The 17,286-nt window shown below is 62.5% G+C and carries 19 protein-coding genes; 7 read left to right on the plus strand and 12 right to left on the minus strand.

Translation table 11 applies throughout. The features are described from left to right. The first annotated feature begins 22 nt into the window (after nucleotides 1-22). Nucleotides 23-1,051, plus strand: coding sequence for a transporter (locus ACUTSC_RS02105; RefSeq protein WP_084827756.1), 1,029 nt, complete (start codon nucleotides 23-25; stop codon nucleotides 1,049-1,051). On the opposite strand, the gene ACUTSC_RS02110 is transcribed toward ACUTSC_RS02105, so the two are convergent. The 9 genes from ACUTSC_RS02110 to ACUTSC_RS02150 form a co-directional block, all read right to left on the minus strand. Next, nucleotides 1,052-1,585: an SRPBCC family protein gene (locus tag ACUTSC_RS02110; protein ID WP_060420889.1), complete on the minus strand. Its 534-nt coding sequence runs from the start codon at nucleotides 1,583-1,585 to the stop codon at nucleotides 1,052-1,054. A 3-nt stretch (nucleotides 1,586-1,588) separates the two neighbouring features. After that, nucleotides 1,589-1,936 carry an ArsR/SmtB family transcription factor gene (locus ACUTSC_RS02115; RefSeq protein ID WP_060706566.1) on the minus strand — a complete coding sequence of 116 codons (348 nt, stop codon included), beginning with the start codon at nucleotides 1,934-1,936 and terminating at the stop codon, nucleotides 1,589-1,591. An 82-nt stretch (nucleotides 1,937-2,018) separates the two neighbouring features. Then, nucleotides 2,019-3,245, minus strand: a complete 1,227-nt coding sequence (locus ACUTSC_RS02120) for an allantoate amidohydrolase (RefSeq protein ID WP_197767295.1) — start codon at nucleotides 3,243-3,245, stop codon at nucleotides 2,019-2,021. Further along, the gene (locus tag ACUTSC_RS02125) at nucleotides 3,242-3,733 is read right to left on the minus strand and encodes an L-2-amino-thiazoline-4-carboxylic acid hydrolase (RefSeq protein WP_060439876.1); all 492 of its coding nucleotides are present in this window, start codon (nucleotides 3,731-3,733) and stop codon (nucleotides 3,242-3,244) included. Before ACUTSC_RS02125 ends, ACUTSC_RS02120 begins: the two co-directional genes overlap by 4 nt. An 18-nt stretch (nucleotides 3,734-3,751) precedes the next feature. Beyond that, nucleotides 3,752-4,855 carry a branched-chain amino acid ABC transporter substrate-binding protein gene (locus ACUTSC_RS02130; protein WP_443006778.1) on the minus strand — a complete coding sequence of 368 codons (1,104 nt, stop codon included), beginning with the start codon at nucleotides 4,853-4,855 and terminating at the stop codon, nucleotides 3,752-3,754. A gap of 82 nt (nucleotides 4,856-4,937) precedes the next feature. Further along, nucleotides 4,938-5,651 carry an ATP-binding cassette domain-containing protein gene (locus tag ACUTSC_RS02135; RefSeq protein WP_197767293.1) on the minus strand — a complete coding sequence of 238 codons (714 nt, stop codon included), beginning with the start codon at nucleotides 5,649-5,651 and terminating at the stop codon, nucleotides 4,938-4,940. Beyond that, nucleotides 5,644-6,414: an ABC transporter ATP-binding protein gene (locus ACUTSC_RS02140; RefSeq protein WP_154746248.1), complete on the minus strand. Its 771-nt coding sequence runs from the start codon at nucleotides 6,412-6,414 to the stop codon at nucleotides 5,644-5,646. Before ACUTSC_RS02140 ends, ACUTSC_RS02135 begins: the two co-directional genes overlap by 8 nt. Continuing rightward, nucleotides 6,411-7,523, minus strand: coding sequence for an ABC transporter permease subunit (locus ACUTSC_RS02145; protein ID WP_197773190.1), 1,113 nt, complete (start codon nucleotides 7,521-7,523; stop codon nucleotides 6,411-6,413). Before ACUTSC_RS02145 ends, ACUTSC_RS02140 begins: the two co-directional genes overlap by 4 nt. Before the next feature lie 10 nt (nucleotides 7,524-7,533). After that, on the minus strand, nucleotides 7,534-8,484 hold the full coding sequence (locus tag ACUTSC_RS02150) for a branched-chain amino acid ABC transporter permease (RefSeq protein ID WP_197767291.1): 951 nt from the start codon (nucleotides 8,482-8,484) through the stop codon (nucleotides 7,534-7,536). A 169-nt stretch (nucleotides 8,485-8,653) separates the two neighbouring features. Between ACUTSC_RS02150 and ACUTSC_RS02155 the strand changes: the two genes are divergently transcribed. Next, the gene (locus ACUTSC_RS02155; RefSeq protein WP_197767290.1) at nucleotides 8,654-9,586 is read left to right on the plus strand and encodes a LysR substrate-binding domain-containing protein; all 933 of its coding nucleotides are present in this window, start codon (nucleotides 8,654-8,656) and stop codon (nucleotides 9,584-9,586) included. A 78-nt stretch (nucleotides 9,587-9,664) separates the two neighbouring features. Continuing rightward, the gene (locus ACUTSC_RS02160) at nucleotides 9,665-9,967 is read left to right on the plus strand and encodes a cupin domain-containing protein (protein ID WP_197767289.1); all 303 of its coding nucleotides are present in this window, start codon (nucleotides 9,665-9,667) and stop codon (nucleotides 9,965-9,967) included. On the opposite strand, the gene ACUTSC_RS02165 is transcribed toward ACUTSC_RS02160, so the two are convergent. Then, a complete protein-coding gene (locus ACUTSC_RS02165; protein ID WP_197767288.1) occupies nucleotides 9,964-11,136 on the minus strand; it encodes an alpha/beta fold hydrolase in 1,173 nt (390 codons plus the stop codon). The two genes, ACUTSC_RS02160 and ACUTSC_RS02165, sit on opposite strands and share 4 nt — an antisense overlap. 64 nt (nucleotides 11,137-11,200) lie before the next feature. On the opposite strand from ACUTSC_RS02165, the gene ACUTSC_RS02170 reads away from it, so the two are divergent. Further along, complete coding sequence (locus ACUTSC_RS02170) at nucleotides 11,201-12,106, plus strand: LysR substrate-binding domain-containing protein (RefSeq protein ID WP_197767287.1); 906 nt, start codon at nucleotides 11,201-11,203, stop codon at nucleotides 12,104-12,106. 20 nt (nucleotides 12,107-12,126) lie between these two features. Here the strand turns inward: ACUTSC_RS02170 and ACUTSC_RS02175 are convergent, their stop codons facing one another. Next, nucleotides 12,127-12,720, minus strand: a complete 594-nt coding sequence (locus ACUTSC_RS02175; protein WP_197767286.1) for a TetR family transcriptional regulator — start codon at nucleotides 12,718-12,720, stop codon at nucleotides 12,127-12,129. Nucleotides 12,721-12,860: 140 nt separating this feature from the next. Here ACUTSC_RS02175 and ACUTSC_RS02180 point away from each other — a divergent pair, with 140 nt between their 5' ends. From ACUTSC_RS02180 to ACUTSC_RS02190, 3 genes are read left to right on the plus strand one after another with little or no spacing between them, the layout of a single operon-like run. Continuing rightward, entirely contained in the window at nucleotides 12,861-13,916 is a 1,056-nt protein-coding gene (locus ACUTSC_RS02180; RefSeq protein WP_159318060.1) for a sugar phosphate isomerase/epimerase family protein, read from the plus strand. Nucleotides 13,917-13,941: 25 nt separating this feature from the next. Further along, the gene (locus tag ACUTSC_RS02185; RefSeq protein ID WP_060418785.1) at nucleotides 13,942-14,838 is read left to right on the plus strand and encodes an alpha/beta fold hydrolase; all 897 of its coding nucleotides are present in this window, start codon (nucleotides 13,942-13,944) and stop codon (nucleotides 14,836-14,838) included. Next, nucleotides 14,825-15,727, plus strand: coding sequence for an alpha/beta hydrolase fold domain-containing protein (locus tag ACUTSC_RS02190; RefSeq protein ID WP_197767285.1), 903 nt, complete (start codon nucleotides 14,825-14,827; stop codon nucleotides 15,725-15,727). The genes ACUTSC_RS02185 and ACUTSC_RS02190 overlap by 14 nt, the downstream gene beginning before the upstream one ends. A 48-nt stretch (nucleotides 15,728-15,775) precedes the next feature. Here ACUTSC_RS02190 and ACUTSC_RS02195 read toward each other — a convergent pair whose 3' ends face one another. Continuing rightward, complete coding sequence (locus ACUTSC_RS02195; RefSeq protein WP_197767284.1) at nucleotides 15,776-17,209, minus strand: NAD-dependent succinate-semialdehyde dehydrogenase; 1,434 nt, start codon at nucleotides 17,207-17,209, stop codon at nucleotides 15,776-15,778. Nucleotides 17,210-17,286 lie beyond the last annotated feature (77 nt).

Here is a 17,286-nt window from a genome sequence, read left to right on the forward strand (position 1 = left end):
GCGAGAGGCAGGATAAGGCGTTATGGTGCAACGGTTAGCGGAAAAGATGCACAAGCTTGATTTCGATGATGAAGTGACCGGGCTGATCTACGGCCATGCGTTTCGTTCCGGTGAGCCGCCGGCGCGCCTGAACTCGCAGCAGGTTTGCCAGGCCTACCAAGCGTTGCCGCCCGGCAACGGTTTTATCTGGCTGCACCTCAATCTCAACCACGCGGCGGCGGAGAAGTGGCTGAAAAATCATTTCGCCATTTCCGATTTTTTCTTTCACGAGATTCGCCACGGCTCCCACACCACGCGCATCGAGCGGCAGGGCGACGATCTGTTCGCCGTGCTCAACGACGTGATTTTCCACCCCGAGGACAGTAACCCGGAAACGGCGACGCTGTGGCTCTATTGCTGCCGTGGGCTGGTGGTCACCGTGCGCCACAAACCGGTGCGACTCATTGAACGGCTGCTCGGCCGCCTGACGGCGCTGCAGCTGGCCTCGTCCACTGAACTGCTGGCGCACCTGCTGGAAGAGCAGGAGGACGTGCTGGAGCAGGTGGTGCGGCAGGCCAACCAGTATGTCGATACCATCGAGGACCGCCTGTTGACCCGCCGCGTCAAACGCAACCGCGCCGAGCTGGGGCGCATGCGCCGCATGCTGCTGCGCTTTCAGCGCCTGCTGGCGCCGGAGCCGGCCGCGCTGTTTCGCCTGTTGAACCGCCCGCCAACCTGGCTGAGCCGTGAGGTGGTGCAGGATCTGCGGCAGTTTACCGAAGAGTTCACCGTGGTGTTGAACGATCTCGCCAGCCTGACCGAACGCATCCGGCTGCTGCAGGAGGAGCTGGGCGCCAAGCTGATGGAGCAGAATAACCGCACGCTCTATACGTTGACGGTGATCACCGTGCTGGCGCTGCCGATCAATATCGTCGCCGGTTTCTTCGGCATGAACGTGGGGGGGATCCCGCTGGCCAGCAATCACCACGGTTTTATCCTGCTGGTGTTGCTGGTCGGCAGTTTTACGCTGATCGCCGGTTATCTGGCGTTCAGGCGCAGGGACGAGACGTAATTACAGGCGGGCGCGGTACTCTTCCTCCAGCCGGGCATGGGTGCTCCAGAACGGCTGCGGCGCCCGATCGTGCAGGCGATCCAGCAGGATATCCAGATGGGTGTGCCAGCCGCCGGCGACGCTGAGCATCTCGTCGCGGTTGGCCAAGCGTCGGTGGGTGACCGTCAGCAGCACGGCGCTTCCCTGTTCCGTCAGTTCGAACGTCACCTCGGAAGGGCGGCCCTGATCCTGTTCGGCCCAGGTAAAGCTCAGCAGGCGCGGCGGGAACAGGCAAGTGATGTGGCCGCGGTTGCTGACGCAGCCGCCGTGCTGTTTGTACTTGGCCGGCGGTGATTCGTGCTCGCCCGCCAGATCGGAATTGCGAAACTCCAGCTCCAGCGGCGCGCCGTTTTCCAACGTCATGGCGCCTGCCGCCAGCCAGGTGGCGCGCTTGTCGGATTCGGTCAGGTAAGCCCACACCCGCTCGATGGGGCCGGGCAGCAGCCGCTGGATGCGCAGCGTGCCGGGTTCGATAATCATGCCGTAATCATTCATGGTTCACTCCTTGGGAGGAAGCTGTTCGGGCTGCTGCAGCGCCTGTTCGAGCGCATCCAGCCGTTCAGTCCAGAAATGTTCATAGGTTTGCAGCCAGTGCATGGCCTGCGCCATAGGCTCGGGTTCGAGCCGGCAGATATGGTTTCTTCCTTGCACGGTGCGTTGCACCAGGCCCGCATGTTCCAGTGCTTTCACGTGCTTGGAGGCGCCGGCGAACGACATTTGCAGCGGCGCGGCCAGTTCGCCGATGCTGCGTTCACCGCCGGCCAGCGCGCGTAACATCGAGCGGCGGGTCGGATCGGCCAGCGCATGAAAAATGGCGTCCAGCTGTGAGGAAGATAATTCAACCATATGGTTGAATATAGAACAGGCAGGCTAATATTCAACCGTTTTGTTGAATATTTTTTGCCCCGGCGAAAAACCGGGGCGAAGTTCAGGCGTCGGCGTGCGCCAGCAGCGCGTTCAGCAAGACGTCGGCACCGGCGGCGGCCCAGGCGGGGGTGATGTCTTCCCGTTCGTTGTGGCTGATGCCGTCCACGCAGGGAATGAAAATCATAGCGGTCGGAGCGACGCGATTAAGATAACAGGCATCGTGGCCGGCGCCGGAAATCATGTCGCGATGGCGATAGCCCAAGGCTTGCGCGGCGTGGCGTACGCTGTCGATGCAGCCCCGATCGAAAGCGATCGGAGGATACTGAAAGATGCGTTCGGCGCGAGCGGTCAGGCCGCCGCCGTTGACGTGGTTTACCGCCGCCAGCAGGCGCTGCTCCATCTGCTCCAGGGTTGCCTCCTCTGGATGACGGAATTCGACGCTGAAAAAGACCCGGCCCGGCACCACGTTGCGTGAATTGGGGGTGATTTGCGCCATGCCCACCGTAGCGCGCGCATCGGGCGCGAAATCCCAGCCGATACCGTTGACCGCCGTCACCAGCTCGGTGAAGCCCAGCAGGGCGTCGCGGCGGCGATCCATCGGCGTGGTGCCGGCATGGGCGCTGAAGCCGACGACTTCCAGCTCGTACCAGCGCTGCCCTTGTGCGGCGGTCACGACGCCGATGTCGAGGTGTTCCGCTTCCAGAATCGGCCCCTGTTCGATGTGCAGCTCGAAGGCGGCATGGATCGGCGTGCCGCCCACTGGATGCTCACCGGCGTAGCCGATGCGTTCCAGCGCCTCGCCGAGGCTGACGCCATGCTCGTCGCGGCGCGACAGGCCGTACTCGAGATCGAAGACCCCGGCGAACACGCCGGAGGCGATCATCGCCGGCGCGAAGCGCGCGCCTTCTTCGTTGGTCCAGTTGATCACTTCAATCGCGCGTTCGGTGACGATCTGCCGGTCGTTAAGGCTGCGAATAACCTCCAATCCGGCCAGCACGCCGTAGATGCCGTCGAAACGGCCACCGCGTGGCTGCGAGTCGCCGTGAGAACCGGTGACCAGCGGCGCCAGCTCGGGCCGCGAACCTTCGCGGCGCAGGAACATGTTGCCCATCCGATCGACGCGCACGCTGCAACCGGCCTCCAGCGCCCAGAGACGCAGCTGGTCGCGCGCCTGTCGGTCCTCTTCGCTGAGCGCCAGCCGGGTGACGCCGTTGTCGGCGATGGCGCCGAACTGCGCCATCGCGTGCAGGCTTTGCCACAGGCGCTCGCCGTTGACCCGATACGTCATTGCTCTTCTCCCGGCGTTTTGGCGGTGTAGCGGAAATCGCAGCAGGGGGCGCCGGACATGATGGTTTGGCTGCGCTGCAGTTCGACTTCCGGGGCATAGCCGACGATAAACTGGCTGTCACGTGCGCAGGAGAGCAGGTGGCCGATTTCCCCAAGCCCCATCTCGTGATACATCTCGGCGTAGCGGCAGCGGGTGACGTTATAGTCGAAGTGCTGTTCGTCCTGGTTGATCACCTCGACGCGCAGCGCATCGTCTTTTTCCCACAGGTACTGCAAGGCGGCGAAGCTGCGCAGATCCGCGCCGTTCGGCTCCTGTGCGGCGAACTGCTTGCCTGCCGCGATGGCGGCATTCTCGATGGCTTCGCCGATCACCGCCTGAGCGCGCACCTTGCCGATTTCACGCACCAGAATCTGGTAGATCGGTTTGATGATCTCCGCTTCGATCTTTCTGCGGGCCAGAATGCCCAATTCGTTGTTTGCACAGCTCATCGCCTTGCTCCTCATGATTTATTGTGGTTTGGCGCCGCCCAACACGGTTTGCGGCTGCCATTTGCCGTCCACTACCCGGTACAGGGTGAAGCTCGGCTGTTGCAGGTTGCCCTGCGCATCGAAGGCAATGGCGCCGGTCACGCCCTGGTAATGTATGGCGCGCAGTTTCGGCAGGTAATCGGCCGGATTGGCCGAGCCGGCCTGTTCGATGGCGGCGATCAGCACCCGGGTGGCGTCGTAGGCGAAGGGCGCATGCAGTTCGATGTGGGTGTGGTAACGATCGCGGTAGGCTTGTTCAAACGCCTTGCCGCCCGGCATCTGTTCCAGCGGCAGCCCTGGCTCCAGCGCCACCACGCCTTCGCCTTCCCGCTGCGCCAGCGTCAGGAAGGTCTGGCTGACAAAGCCGCCGGCGCCCATCAGCTGCGCGTTCATGCCCAGCTGTTTCAGTTTGCGCGCCAGCGGCGCCGCCTGGGAGTCCACGCCGCCGAAGAAGATCAGATCGGCGTTTTTGCTGCGCACGGTGGTCAGCACGGCGCTGAAATCGACGGTCTTGTCGTCGACATACTCGCGGGTGACCGGCTGCACGCCCTGGGCCTGCAGCGATTTGATGAACTCGTCCGCCAGGCCCTGGCCGAAGGCGGTGCGATCGTCAATCACCGCGATGCGCTGGGCTTTCAGCGTTTTCACCGCATACTGCCCGGCATAGTTGCCGCCGTCGTCGTCGTGGCCCATTACGCGGAAGCTGGTGTCAAAGCCTTGCTGCGTGTAGCCGTGGCCGGTGGCGACCGGCGCCACCTGGGCGATGCCGGCGTCGTGGTAGATGCGCGCCGCCGGGATGCTGGTGCCGGTATTCCAGTGGCCGACCACGCCGGCGACCCCTTCGTCGACCAAACGCTGCGCCACGGCCACGGCGGTGCGCGGATCGGACTGATCGTCCTCGGACAGCAATTTGAAGGTGACCGGTTTGCCGTTCAGCGTCGGCTTTTGCGCGTTGGCGTCGGCGATCGCCAGCCGCGCGCCGTTTTCGAGATCTTTGCCGATGCGCGCGGAAGGGCCGGTCAGCGGCCCGGCCAGGCCGATCAGCACGGTGTCGTCCGCCAGCGCCGAGAGGCTCAGGATCATCGTCACGGCGGCCAGCGCCAACGGCTTGATGCGAAAGTTCTGCTGCATGTCATACTCCTGGTGCGGTTAAAGGTAACAACGGTTATTCACCCAAATAGATCTGTTTGATTTTTTCATCGTCCAGCATGTCGGCGGAGCGGCCGCTGTGGCTCAGGCTGCCGCTGTCCAACACATAGGCGCGATCGGTAGACTCCAGCGCCAGGCGAGCGTTCTGCTCGACCAGCAATAGCGTGACGCCGTCACGGGCTAACTGTTTGATGACCGAAAAAATGGCCTCCACCACAATCGGCGCCAGTCCCATCGACGGTTCGTCCAATATCAACAGACGCGGGCGGCTGAGCAGCGCGCGGCCCATCGCCACCATCTGCTGCTCGCCGCCCGAAAGTAGCCCGGCCGGTTGATGCAGGCGCTCGTTCAGGCGTGGGAAGGTGGCGCATACCCGTTCGAAATCGTGCCGCACCGCCGGTTTGTCACGGCGCGCATAGGCGCCCAGCTGCAGGTTTTCTCGCACCGTCAGGCGGGTGAAAATGCCGCGTCCCTCCGGCACCATCACCAGCCCTTGCTGCAGCAAGCGGTGCGGCGGCACGCCGCGAATCGAACGGCCGTCGAACAGGATGTCTCCCTCGAACGGCTGCAACCCGGTCAGCGCCCGCAGGCTGGAGGTCTTGCCCGCACCATTGGCGCCGATCAGCGTGACCTGTTCGCCGGCGTTGACCGTAAAATCGATGCCTTTGACCGCATGAATGCCGCCGTAAGACACGTTGAGTCGTTTAACGCTCAGCAGGGCTTCAGACATGCGCGCCGCCTCCCAGATAGGCCTGAATGACCGCCGGTTCACGCCGAACCTGCGCCGGTTCGCCTTCGGCAATCGCTTTGCCGTAATCCAGCACCGTCAGGCGATCGCACAGGCCCATCACCAGCTTGACGTCGTGTTCGATCAACAGCAGCGTTTTGCCGCTGTCGCGAATGCGCAGCAGCAGCTCGCGCAGCGCCACTTTTTCTCCGGCGTTCATGCCGGCCGCCGGTTCGTCCAGCGCCAGCAGCCGGGGCTCGGTCGCCAGCGCGCGGGCGATCTCCAAGCGGCGCTGATGGCCGTAGGCGAGATCGCCGGCGCGGTAATGGGCGAATTGGCCGATGCCGACATACTCCAGCAGCGCATGGGACTTGTCGCGCACCGCCTGTTCTTCCTCCCTGGCGCGGCGGTGGCGGGCGATCGCCGCCCACAGGCCGTTGCGGGTGCGTACGTGGCAGCCGACCATCACGTTTTCCAGCACGCTCATTTCGTTGAACAGCCTCAGGTTCTGGAAGGTGCGGGCGATGCCGGCCTGCGCCACTTTATCGATCGCCTGGGGCCTGTAGCGCTGGCCCGACAGGCGAAATTCGCCCTCGTCGGCACGGTACAGACCGGTGATAAGGTTGAAGCAGGTGGTTTTACCGGCGCCGTTCGGCCCGATCAGGCCGTAGATCTCCCCCTGGCGGATGCTCATGCTGACGTCATCCACCGCCGTCAGGCCGCCGAAGCGTTTGCTGACGTGGTGTAAAGCGAGCAAAGGCGTCATGCGGCGTTTCCTTTTAGGTGGCGGGCCGGCCACAGGCCCGCCGGGCGATACAGCATCACCAGGATCAGCGCCAGGCCGTAAAACAGTTGGCGGATAATTTCCGGGTCGATCAGCACTTGGCCGAACAGCGCCTGCTGCAGCGGCCCCATGCTGCTGCGCAGCAGCTCCGGCAGGGCGGCCAGCAGCAGCGCGCCCAGGATCACGCCGGGGATGTGCCCCATGCCGCCGAGCACCACCATTGCCAGTACGGCGATCGACTCTTGCAGGGTGAACGATTCCGGCGACACGAAGCCCTGAAACGCGGCGAACAGCGCGCCGGCCACGCCGCCGAAGGTGGCGCCGATGGCAAAGGCCAGCAGCTTGAAGTTGCGGGTGTTGATGCCCATCGCCCGCGCGGCGTCCTCGTCTTCGCGGATCGCCGTCCACGCGCGGCCAATGCGCGAGTTTTGCAGCCGCAGGCTGATAAACAGGATCGCCAGCAGCAGCGCGGCGAACAGGTAGTAATAGAGGTACAGGCCGGAGAAACGCACGCCGAACCACTCATGCATGCCGGAAAACTTCAGGCCGAACAGGCTGACCGGGTCGATGCCGGAAATGCCTTTGGGGCCGTTGGTGAGGTTGACCGGGCGGTCGAGATTGCGCATCAAAATACGCACGATCTCGCCGAAACCGAGCGTGACGATCGCCAGATAGTCGCCGCGCAGCCGCAGCGTCGGCGCGCCAAGCAGAATGCCGCACACGGCCGCCAGCAGTGCCGCCAGCGGGATCAGCCACAGCATCGACAGGTGCAGCCCATCGGGGAACCACTGCAGCAGCAGCGGGAACTGCTGCGTCAGATGCGGTGACGACAGCAGCGCGGCCAGATAGGCGCCAACGGCGTAAAAAGCGATAAAGCCCATGTCCAGCAATCCGGTCATGCCCACCACGATGTTCAGCCCGAGCGCCAGCATCAGGTACAGCAGCGCGAAGTCGACGACGCGTACCCAGTAGTTGCCGCCGGCGGCGCCCGCGACCCAGGGTGCCAGCAGCAGGGCGAGAATGAACAGCGTCAGCCCCAGCCTGGCGCGCCGAGGCGTGGCCAGGGGAAGCGTGGAAGTTAAAACGGTCATCGTGATGTCCTTATGCGCGCGTGGCGATGCGTTCGCCCAACAGCCCGGAGGGGCGGAAGACCAGCACGGCGATCAGCACCAGAAACGCGAATACGTCCTGGTAGTTGCTGCCGAATACGCCGCCGGTCAGCTCGCCGAGATAGCCGGTGCCCAGCGATTCGAACAGCCCCAGCAGCAAACCGCCGAGCATCGCGCCGCGCAGGTTGCCGATGCCGCCGAGCACGGCGGCGGTAAAGGCTTTGATGCCGGGCAAAAAGCCCATCGAGAAACCGGCGTTGCCGTAGTTGCTGGCCATCATAATGCCGGCTACCGCCGCCAGCGCGCCGCCGAGCGCAAAGGTCAGAACGATGATGCGGTCAGGACTGATGCCCATCAGGCCGGCGACCTGCGGGTTTTCCGCCGTGGCGCGCATGGCGCGGCCGAAACGGCTGTGTTCGACCAGCAGCCAGAGGCCGGCCATGACCGCCACGGCCACCGCCAGCGTGACGATCGCGGTGCCGGTGATCACCGCCGGCGCATGTTCGGCGCTGCCTGCGGTCAGGGCGATGGGCGTCATCGGCAACAGTTGCGGAAACATCAGGGGATTGCGTGACCAGATCAGCATCGCCAGGGTTTGCAACAGCAGCGAGACGCCGATGCCGCTGATCAGCGGGGCCAGGCGCGGCGCAGTGCGCAACCGGCGATAGGCCAGCCGTTCGATCGCCATCGAAGTGATGGCGCAGACGGCCATGGCGAACAGGGCCGCCAGCAGCAGCGTAGCGTAGGGCGGTAACGCGGGAAAATGATGCTGCAACACGCCGATCGCCGACAGCGCGCTGAGCGCCCCGACCATCAGCACGTCGCCATGCGCGAAGTTGATGATGCGCAGGATGCCGTACACCATGGTGTAGCCGAGCGCGATCAGCGCATAGATGCTGCCGAGCATCAAACCGTTGACGGTCTGCTGTACCAGCGTATCCATAGGGAGAGTCCGGAAATAATGAGTCAGGAGGCTCACAGTAGAGAATTTAAAAAAATTGTAAAATACGGAAAAATACTTTCTTATACAAAAAACGAGTGATTTTAATGCTTTGATTTTTATGTATATTAAATAAACCCTTCTTCCGATTTTTCCATAAAACAATCGATATATGAAAAAAACAGAACAGTACGATGAGCCATTGCCGATGCTGCCGAACGATCCGCCGCTGCGCGCCGTGCGGGCGTTCGAGGCCATCGCGCGCCTGGGCAGCATCAGCGCGGCGGCGAAGGAGCTGATGATTTCGCCTTCGGCGGTCAGCCATCAGTTGAAAACGCTGGAGGCATTCTTGCAGATGCCGTTGACCGAAAGGCAGGGGCGCCATCTGGTGCTGCGCGGCGAGGGGCGGGAATATTACCGCTCGATCCGCTCGGCGTTTAACGTGCTGCGCCAGGCGACCGAACACGTGCGCGAGCAGTCCGCGTCGCGGCAGGTCACCATCAGCCTGATCCCGCTGTTCGGCATGGGCTGGTTCATTCCGCGGCTGCGCGGCTTTCTGCGCGAAAATCCGGAAATCGACATCAATGTGGTTTACGCCAACCACCGCAATTACCTGAGCGACGCTGCCGATCTGTCGATCCGCTTCGGGGTTGGGCAGTGGACCGGCTATCGCAGCGAAAAGCTGATGTCCGGCCAAATGGTGCCGGTGTGCAGCCGGGCATTCAGCAAACTGCACGGTTTGCTCGATACGCCGGATCAGCTGGCGACGCTGCCGCTGCTGCACGACGAGGAGCGTAATACCTGGATGCAATGGTTTCAGCTGGCCGGCGTTAAACGCCCGCTGCGCAGCATCGGGCCGATGTTCGAAGACGGGTTGCTGACGCTGGCGGCGGTGCAGGCGGGATTGGGGTGTGCGCTGATGCGCGAGCCGTTAATCGCCCAGTATCTTGAGAGCGGTGAGTTAATCAAAATGTTCGATCTGCCGATCGACGACGGCCGGGATTATTACCTGTGCGCCCGCCTGGATAGCGAACTGTCGCAGGAGGGCGAAAACCTACGGCAGTGGCTGCGGCGTGAGGCGGTGGCTCAGAACGCCGGCGCATAATCTACAACCAATGCGTCTTTCAGCACGTGACGGCTTTGCAGTAAAGTGCCGGTCCCTCTGTAGCGATAAGGTATGACGATGCTGTTCGACTTAAACCAGCAGGCGGCCGAACTGCCCGAGGCCTGGCGTTCTTCCGTGCTGGGCCGCGTCGGGGCGGCCAATATTAAAGTGCTGCGCATGGACGCGCGCAGCATTGCGGATGAAGTGCATGATTACAGCGAAGGGTTGCTGGTGATCAGCGGGCAGCTGCGGTTGCAGGTGGCGGGGGAAGAGGTGGTGGTGCGGGCCGGTCAACTGTATCAGGCCGCGGCCGGCGTGCCGCACCGCGTGTTGCCGGGCAGCGAAGGCACGCTGGTGATTGTCGATCTGCCCGAAGATTAATAAGCGCCGTTTTTGAGCTGAGGCGGCGTCAGAAATCTGACAACACCGTGCAGAAAGCGTTCTCTGCCGGCATTATCTCTATCGAGATGGACAAAATGTGTCGCTTCAGGAATGAGCAACTTTTCGGCTGAAGGGGCATCTTTCATGATGGCGTTTACATCTTCAGGCCGGCTCCAGAAATCCCGCCCTGAGCGAATAACCAACACGGGAACGGTGGTTAAGGCCGTTGCCGACCACTGTTTTCGGCCAATCGCCAGCTCAAAGCTGTCAGCCATTGCGCCTGTCGGTGCCCTGAAACTGGGCGGCGTTCTGCGCTGCGAGGTGCTGTCCGATGCCAGTGCGGCATCAGCGTAAGCGCGTTTAACGGTTTCATCCCGCCACTGTGTTTTATCCGCCACGGGAATGCTGTTATCCCACGCGACAAACAGACTGTCTCGCGTGTTCAGGCTCCAGCCGCCAAATTTGGCAGTGTTGAAGTGTCCGGAGTTTTGAGGATCGTCCAGTGGCGACCCCCGTCCCAGCAGCGGATGATGGGCGGTTCCGCCATAAAGCGTGTTATAGAGCACCAGACGTTCCACATTCTGCGGGTATTGGGCCGCGTAAGCTCCCGCCCAGTGTCCTCCCGTCGCCCATCCCAGGAGATTAACGCGTGGGGCGCCGGTCCACGCCTGAATAGCCTGCACGGCGTGAGCGATATCGGTTACGGCATCCGCCGTGCGGATCAACGGCGCTGACTGGTCTGGGGAGCTATCCATCGCCGCCGGCCGGCTTGATAACCCATATCCCCCCAGATCGAGGATATACACACGAAAGCCTGCCAGGGCGAGGTCTGCAGCCAAAGAGCCGCCTTTGACGGGCAGATCAAAAGAGGCAAGGCCGGGGACCCGGGCACCGTGAATCAGCAACACAGGCGGTTGCGCTATCTTGCCCGCAGATTTCAGGCTGACTTCCCTGACGTGGAGTTGCTCTCCCCCTGCCAGCAAAATGTACCTGTCGGTTCGATTTATCGGCGCGGGGGTTTCATTTTCTTCTGATGCAGCCGACGTGGATGATGCCGACATCACAAGGAGGGCCAGCAACAGATTTAAGCTTCGGTAAGTCAGTGACAACGATCTGAGTATGTTCATTGTTATTTCTGCTCCACGAATATATACAGGAAGCATCTTCATGTGGTCTTCCTGATGTGTCTAATACTATTGTGGCGCCCTCTTAATACATTTAAGGTATCGCGATATGCTCACTCTGCGTCAGCTCCGCCAATTTCTTGTGGTTGCGGAAACCATGAATATCCGCAAAGCGGCCGAGCGTTTGCACATGGCCCAACCCCCGTTGACAAAAGCGATCCGTCAAATGGAAGAGGCGTTGGGCACCCGGCTTTTTGAGCGAACTAATCGAATAACGGCACTGACCCCTGCAGGTAACGTGTTGCAGAAGGAAGCGGTTACGACGCTCATGCAGATGGAGCGGTCGATGTTGCTGACCCGACGTGCGGGTCAGGGAATGACAGGGGCGTTACGTATCGGTTTTGTGGCCACGGCCGTCAGGCATTTACTTCCCGAAATGATCGCCCGTTTTCACCTTTCTTTTCCGCAGGTTGTGCTTGAATTGAACGAAATGACGACCGCGCGGCAGGTTGCGAGCCTTTTGGATGACTCGCTTGACGTCGGCATTGCGGTTTTACCTGTTCCTGAATACGCAATACAGAAGCTGTCCTACCATCGATTTTTTAACTGCCCGTTGATTGCCGTATTGCCGAATAAACATCCTGCCGCCGCCAGCGGCGCGCTGTCGCTCTCTGCCCTGGCCGGGGAACCGTGGATATTATTCCCGGAGCAGGAGGGGCCGGGTCTTTATCGCTCTATTATTGAGGCCTGCGAAAAGGAAGGATTTATGCCTGAGGTTGTTCAGCGAGCCGTACAAATGGAAACGATAGTCGGCCTTGTCGCTTCAGGATTAGGGGTCAGCCTGGTTCCTGAATTTATGCAAAAAAGCGGCTGGGTAAACGTTTCTTTTTGCCCGCTGAGTGGAGAACAGATCCCGTATCAGGTTGCCCTGATCCACAAGCCGGAAAATACCAATCCTTACATCGCGGATTTTGTCAGGAACGCAGTTCCTCTTCAGCCATACGTTCCCACATAAAAAGCGCGCCTAACGATCGATTACCCGTCGCGGCCCAAAGCCGTGAGCGCAACGTTCACCGCCGCCAATAGTCGCGTTTCTGTGACGCCGTCACGTGCCTGAATCGACAGGCCGTGCAGGAAGACGGCGAAAAAGTCACCCAGACTGTCGGCGTCGGTGTCGGCTGGCAGTTCACCGGCTTGCACCGCCTGCCGCAGCCGTTCGACGATCTGCTGGGTGCGCTGCAACCGATGCTCAGCCAGCCAGGTTTTGAGCCCGTCGTTTTCCGCACTGACGCTGGCGGCGGAGGAGACTACCATGCAGCCCTGCGGCAGATCCGGCCGGCTGTAGAGCCACACGGCATCTTCCAGCATACGTTTTATCGCCGGGCGAATGCCGCTTTCCTGCGCGAAGGCGCGATCGGCGAAGCCGCCTTCCGCGGTTTCATAACTGGCGATCGCCTCGCGGAACAGCTGCTCTTTGGAACCGAACGCCTTGTAGATGCGCGCGGAAGCAATGCCCAATTCCGCCACCAGATCCGACATCGAGGTGCCTTCGTAACCCTGGCGCCAGAATAAGTTTCGCGCCTTCAATAGCGCCTGTTCGCGATCGAACTCGCGCGGTCTGCCTGCCATTCGCTGCTCCAATTTACCGGCCATTCAGCGACATAGGATCGCTTAAATCGGCGGGAATACCAATGTCTTTATAAATTTCGCTTGCGGTCATCGCGCTTTGCTCCTATTGTTTGTCAATCGACAACTAATAGGAGTTTACGATGAAAACCCTCAAAGGTCCAAGCCTGCATCTCGCGCAGTTCAGCGATGAGACAGCGCCGTTCAATAGCCTGCCGGCCATCGCCGAGTGGGCGGCACAGACTGGTTTTAGCGCGCTGCAGATCCCGGCCTGGGATCGGCGTTTATTCGACGTGGCCACCGCTGCGGAAAGCCAAACCTACTGCGATGATTTGACCGGCATGTTGGCGGAACAGGGGTTGGTGGTCAGCGAATTGACCAGCCATATCTTCGGCCAGCTGATGGCGGTACACCCGGCTTACGATGCGCTGTTTGACAGCTTCGCGCCGCCGGCGCTGCAGGGCAATCCGCAGGCGCGCGGCGAGTGGGCGCGGCAGCAAATGCTGTTGGCGGTGAAGGCGTCGGCGCGGCTCGGGCTCAGCGAACTGGGCACCTTTTCCGGTTCGCTGGCCTGGCCCTATCTGTTCCCGTTCCCACAGCGCCCGGAAGGACTGATCGATACCGCGTTCGACGAGCTCGCCAGGCGCTGGCTGCCGGTGCTTAACGCCTGCGACGAGCAGGGGATCAACCTGTGTTACGAAATTCACCCGAGCGAGGATCTGCACGACGGCGTGACATTCGAAATGTTTCATGAGCGCGTCGGCCATCATCCGCGCTGCCGGGTGCTGTTCGATCCGAGCCATATGGTGCTGCAGCAGCTCAACTATCTGGAGTTTATCGATATCTATAAAGAGGTTATCGGCATGTTCCACGTCAAGGACGCCGAGTTCAATCCGACCGGTCGGCAGGGTATTTACGGCGGCTATCAATCCTGGATCGATCGCGCCGGTCGCTTCCGCTCGCTGGGCGACGGCCAGGTCGATTTCAACGGCATCTTTTCACGCCTGACGCAGTACGGTTATTCGGGCTGGGCGGCGCTGGAGTGGGAATGTTGCCTGAAAAACCCGCAGGATGGCGCACGCGAAGGCGCAGCTTTCATTCGCGATCGCATTATCCACGTCACCGACAAAGTGTTCGACGACTTCGCCGGCGCGCCGGTCAACCCACAGCAGATCAATGCCTTGCTCGGCATTCGCTGAGCCTAATCCTTCAGGGAGTTACCCCATGCAATACCGACAGAACGAGGTCCCGTTGGCGGATCTCGCGGCGGAACACGTCTATCTCCAGGTCAACGGCCGGCGCCTTCACTGCGTGGTGGCCGGTGAAGGGCGGCCGGTGCTGCTGATCCCCGGCTGGCCGCAAACCTGGTACACCTGGCGCCATGTGATGCAAGCGCTGGCGGCGGCCGGTTTTCAGGCGATCGCCGTCGATCCGCCGGGCATCGGCGATTCTGACAGGCCCGCTGGCGGCTACGACACCGGCAGCGTTGGTGCGACGTTGCACGCGATGATGGCGCAGCTGGGCCATGAACGTTACCAACTGGTTGGCCACGACATCGGCATGTGGATCGGTTACGCCATGGCGAGCGATTTCCCGCAGGCGGTGGAACGTCTGGTGCTGACGGAAGCGGTGATCCCCGGGTTGGCGCCGCCGCCGCCGATTTTCGTCGCACCGGAGGAGAACATCTTCCTGTGGCATTTCATGTTCAACCAGCTGGCGGATTTGCCGGAGACCCTGACCCAGGGTCGTGAGCGGGAATATCTTGGCTATATCTTCAATCGCTGGTCCTATCGGCGCGATCGGGTGGCGGCGCAGGTGTATATCGCTGCTTACTCAGCGCCGGGCGGCCTGCGTGCCGGATTCGACTATTACCGGGCGATCCCGGAGACCGTGCGGCAGAACCGCCTGCGCGCCGCCACGCCCCTGACGATGCCGGTGTTGACGGTGGGGGCCGAGCATGCCACCGGCGACGCGCCGCTAACGACGCTGCGGGGCAATGCGCACGATCTGCGGGGCGAAACGGTCGCCGGCTGCGGGCATTTCATTACTGAGGAGTGTCACGAGGCGTTTATCGCACTGATTACGCCGTTCCTGACAGGAGAGCCTCATGCCGCTCGATGAACGCATCGCCGCCTTTTTGACAGCGTCGGCCGATGCGCCGCCCCCCGCGTCGCTGGCGGAAATGCGCGCGGCCACGGAAACCGGTTTACGCCGGCTGCAGGGCGAGGCGGAACCGAGCGGCGGCGTCAGGGACTTTACGGTGGTCGCCGCCGATGGACACAAGATCGCGCTGCGCGCCTATCTCCCGGCGGGGGAAAACCGCGCCGCCGCGCAGCCGGCAATGCTGTTCGCCCACGGCGGCGGCTGGTGCCTCGGTTCGCTGGCGCTGTACGATCGGCCCTGTCAGGCGCTGGCCAACGCCACCGGCCGGGTGATCCTGTCGGTCGACTATCGTCTGGCGCCGGAATACCCGTTTCCACAGCCGCTGGAAGATGTCTATCAGGCGCTCTGCTGGGCGGCGCAACAGGCGCCGCAGTTGGGGATCGACGCGCAGCGCCTGGCGGTGGGCGGCGACAGCGCCGGGGGCAACCTGGCGGCTGCGGTCGCGCTGTTGGCGCGAGATCGCGGCGGCCCGCACATCGAGCGCCAGCTGCTGCTGTACCCGGCGCTCAGCCGCGAGATGGCGACGACGAGCTATCGTGAGTTTGCCGAGGGGCACTTTCTGACGCGCGACGCGATGGTATTTTGTTGGCAGCAGTATCTGGCCCAGCGGCGCGATCCCGGCGCCGAACCGCTGCACGCCGCCACGCTGCGCGGGTTACCGCCGGCCACCATTCTGAGCTGCGAATATGATCCGCTGCGCGATGAGGCCGAGCAGTATGCGCAGCGGCTGCGCGAGGCGGGCGTGCCGGTGCGCTGCGAACGGTTGCCGGGCATGGTGCATGCCTGCATTCACATGCTGGGGCTGACCCCGGCGGCGCGGCGGCTGTTCGAACTGGCTCGCGAGTAAAAAAAAGCCCCGCTGTGCGGGGCTTTTGGCCATTCATCCGGTGTGCGATTAACGGCCGGCGACGGTGACGAAGCGGGTTTCCAGGTAGGACTCGATCGCTTCGCTGCCGCCTTCGGTGCCGTGACCGGAGTCTTTCACGCCGCCAAACGGCGTTTCCGGCAGGCCGAAACCGATGTGGTTGATGCTCAGCATGCCGCTCTCCACGTCGCGCCCCAGCGCATTGACGGTGGCGATGTTGCGGCTGTAAGCGTAGGCGGCCAGCCCGTACGGCAGGCGGTTGGCTTCGGCGATCGCCTCGTCATAGGTGGCAAACGAGCGCAGCAGGGCGACCGGGCCAAACGGCTCTTCCGACATGGCGCGGGCGCTCAACGGCACGTCGCGCAGCACCGTCGGCTCGAAGAAGTTGCCTTTGCCCGCCACGCGCTTGCCGCCGGTGCAGGCTTTTGCCCCGTGGGCGACGGCATCCTGCACCAGCGCCTCGATATTGTCGACGCTGCGGCCCAGCACCATCGGCCCCATGGTCACGCCGTCTTCCAGCCCGTTGCCGAGCTTGAGCTCACGCACGGCGGCGGTGAATTTCTCCACGAAGGCTTCATAAACGCCTTGCTGGATCAGGAAGCGGGTCGGAGCGATACAGACCTGGCCGGCGTTGCGGAACTTGGACTGCGCCAGCTCTTTGGCCGCCGCGTCGAGATCGGCGTCGTCGAAGATCAACACCGGCGCGTGGCCGCCCAGCTCCATGGTGGCCTTTTTCATATGCTGGCCGGCCAGCGCCGCCAGATGCTTGCCCACGCGGGTAGAGCCGGTGAAGGAGATCTTGCGAATGGTCGGATGCGGGATCAGGTATTCCGAGATTTCCGCCGGGGTGCCGTACACCAGCGCGATCACCCCGGCCGGGATCCCGGCGTCGGCGAAGGCTTTGATCAGCTCAGCCGGCGAGGCCGGCGTTTCTTCCGGGCCTTTAACGATGATGGAACACCCCGCCGCCAGCGCGGCGGACAGCTTGCGCACGATCTGGTTGATCGGGAAGTTCCACGGCGTGAAGGCGGCCACCGGGCCGACCGGCAGCTTGAGGGTTTGCTGCTGCACGTCGCGGGCGCGGGACGGAATGATCTGCCCGTAGGTGCGGGTGGCTTCGCCGGCGAACCAGTCGATGACGTCGGCGGCGTTAAGAATTTCGACTTTGGCCTGCGCCACCGGTTTGCCCTGTTCCTGCGTCATGACGGCGGCGATGGCGTTGGCGCGTTCGCGCAGCAGCGCCGCCGCTTTGCGCATCAGGTTGGCGCGCTGGTGCGCAGCGGTGTCGCGCCAGACGTTAAATCCGCGCTCGGTGGCGGCCAGCGCCAGATCGAGATCCTCTGTGGCGGCGTGCGCCACCTGACCGATTACTTCGTCGGTGGCGGGGTTGGTGACCGGCAAGGTTTTCCCGGCCAGCGCGTTGCGCCATTGTCCATCGATATACAGTTGAGTATCCGGATACATTGTTGCCTCTTGTTTGCGGAGTGTCAGGGGCCGATGAGCTTCGCGATGCGGCTCCCCTGAAAGGGACAGGGACCTTA

Source organism: Serratia sp. TSA_105.2, from assembly GCF_052692115.1.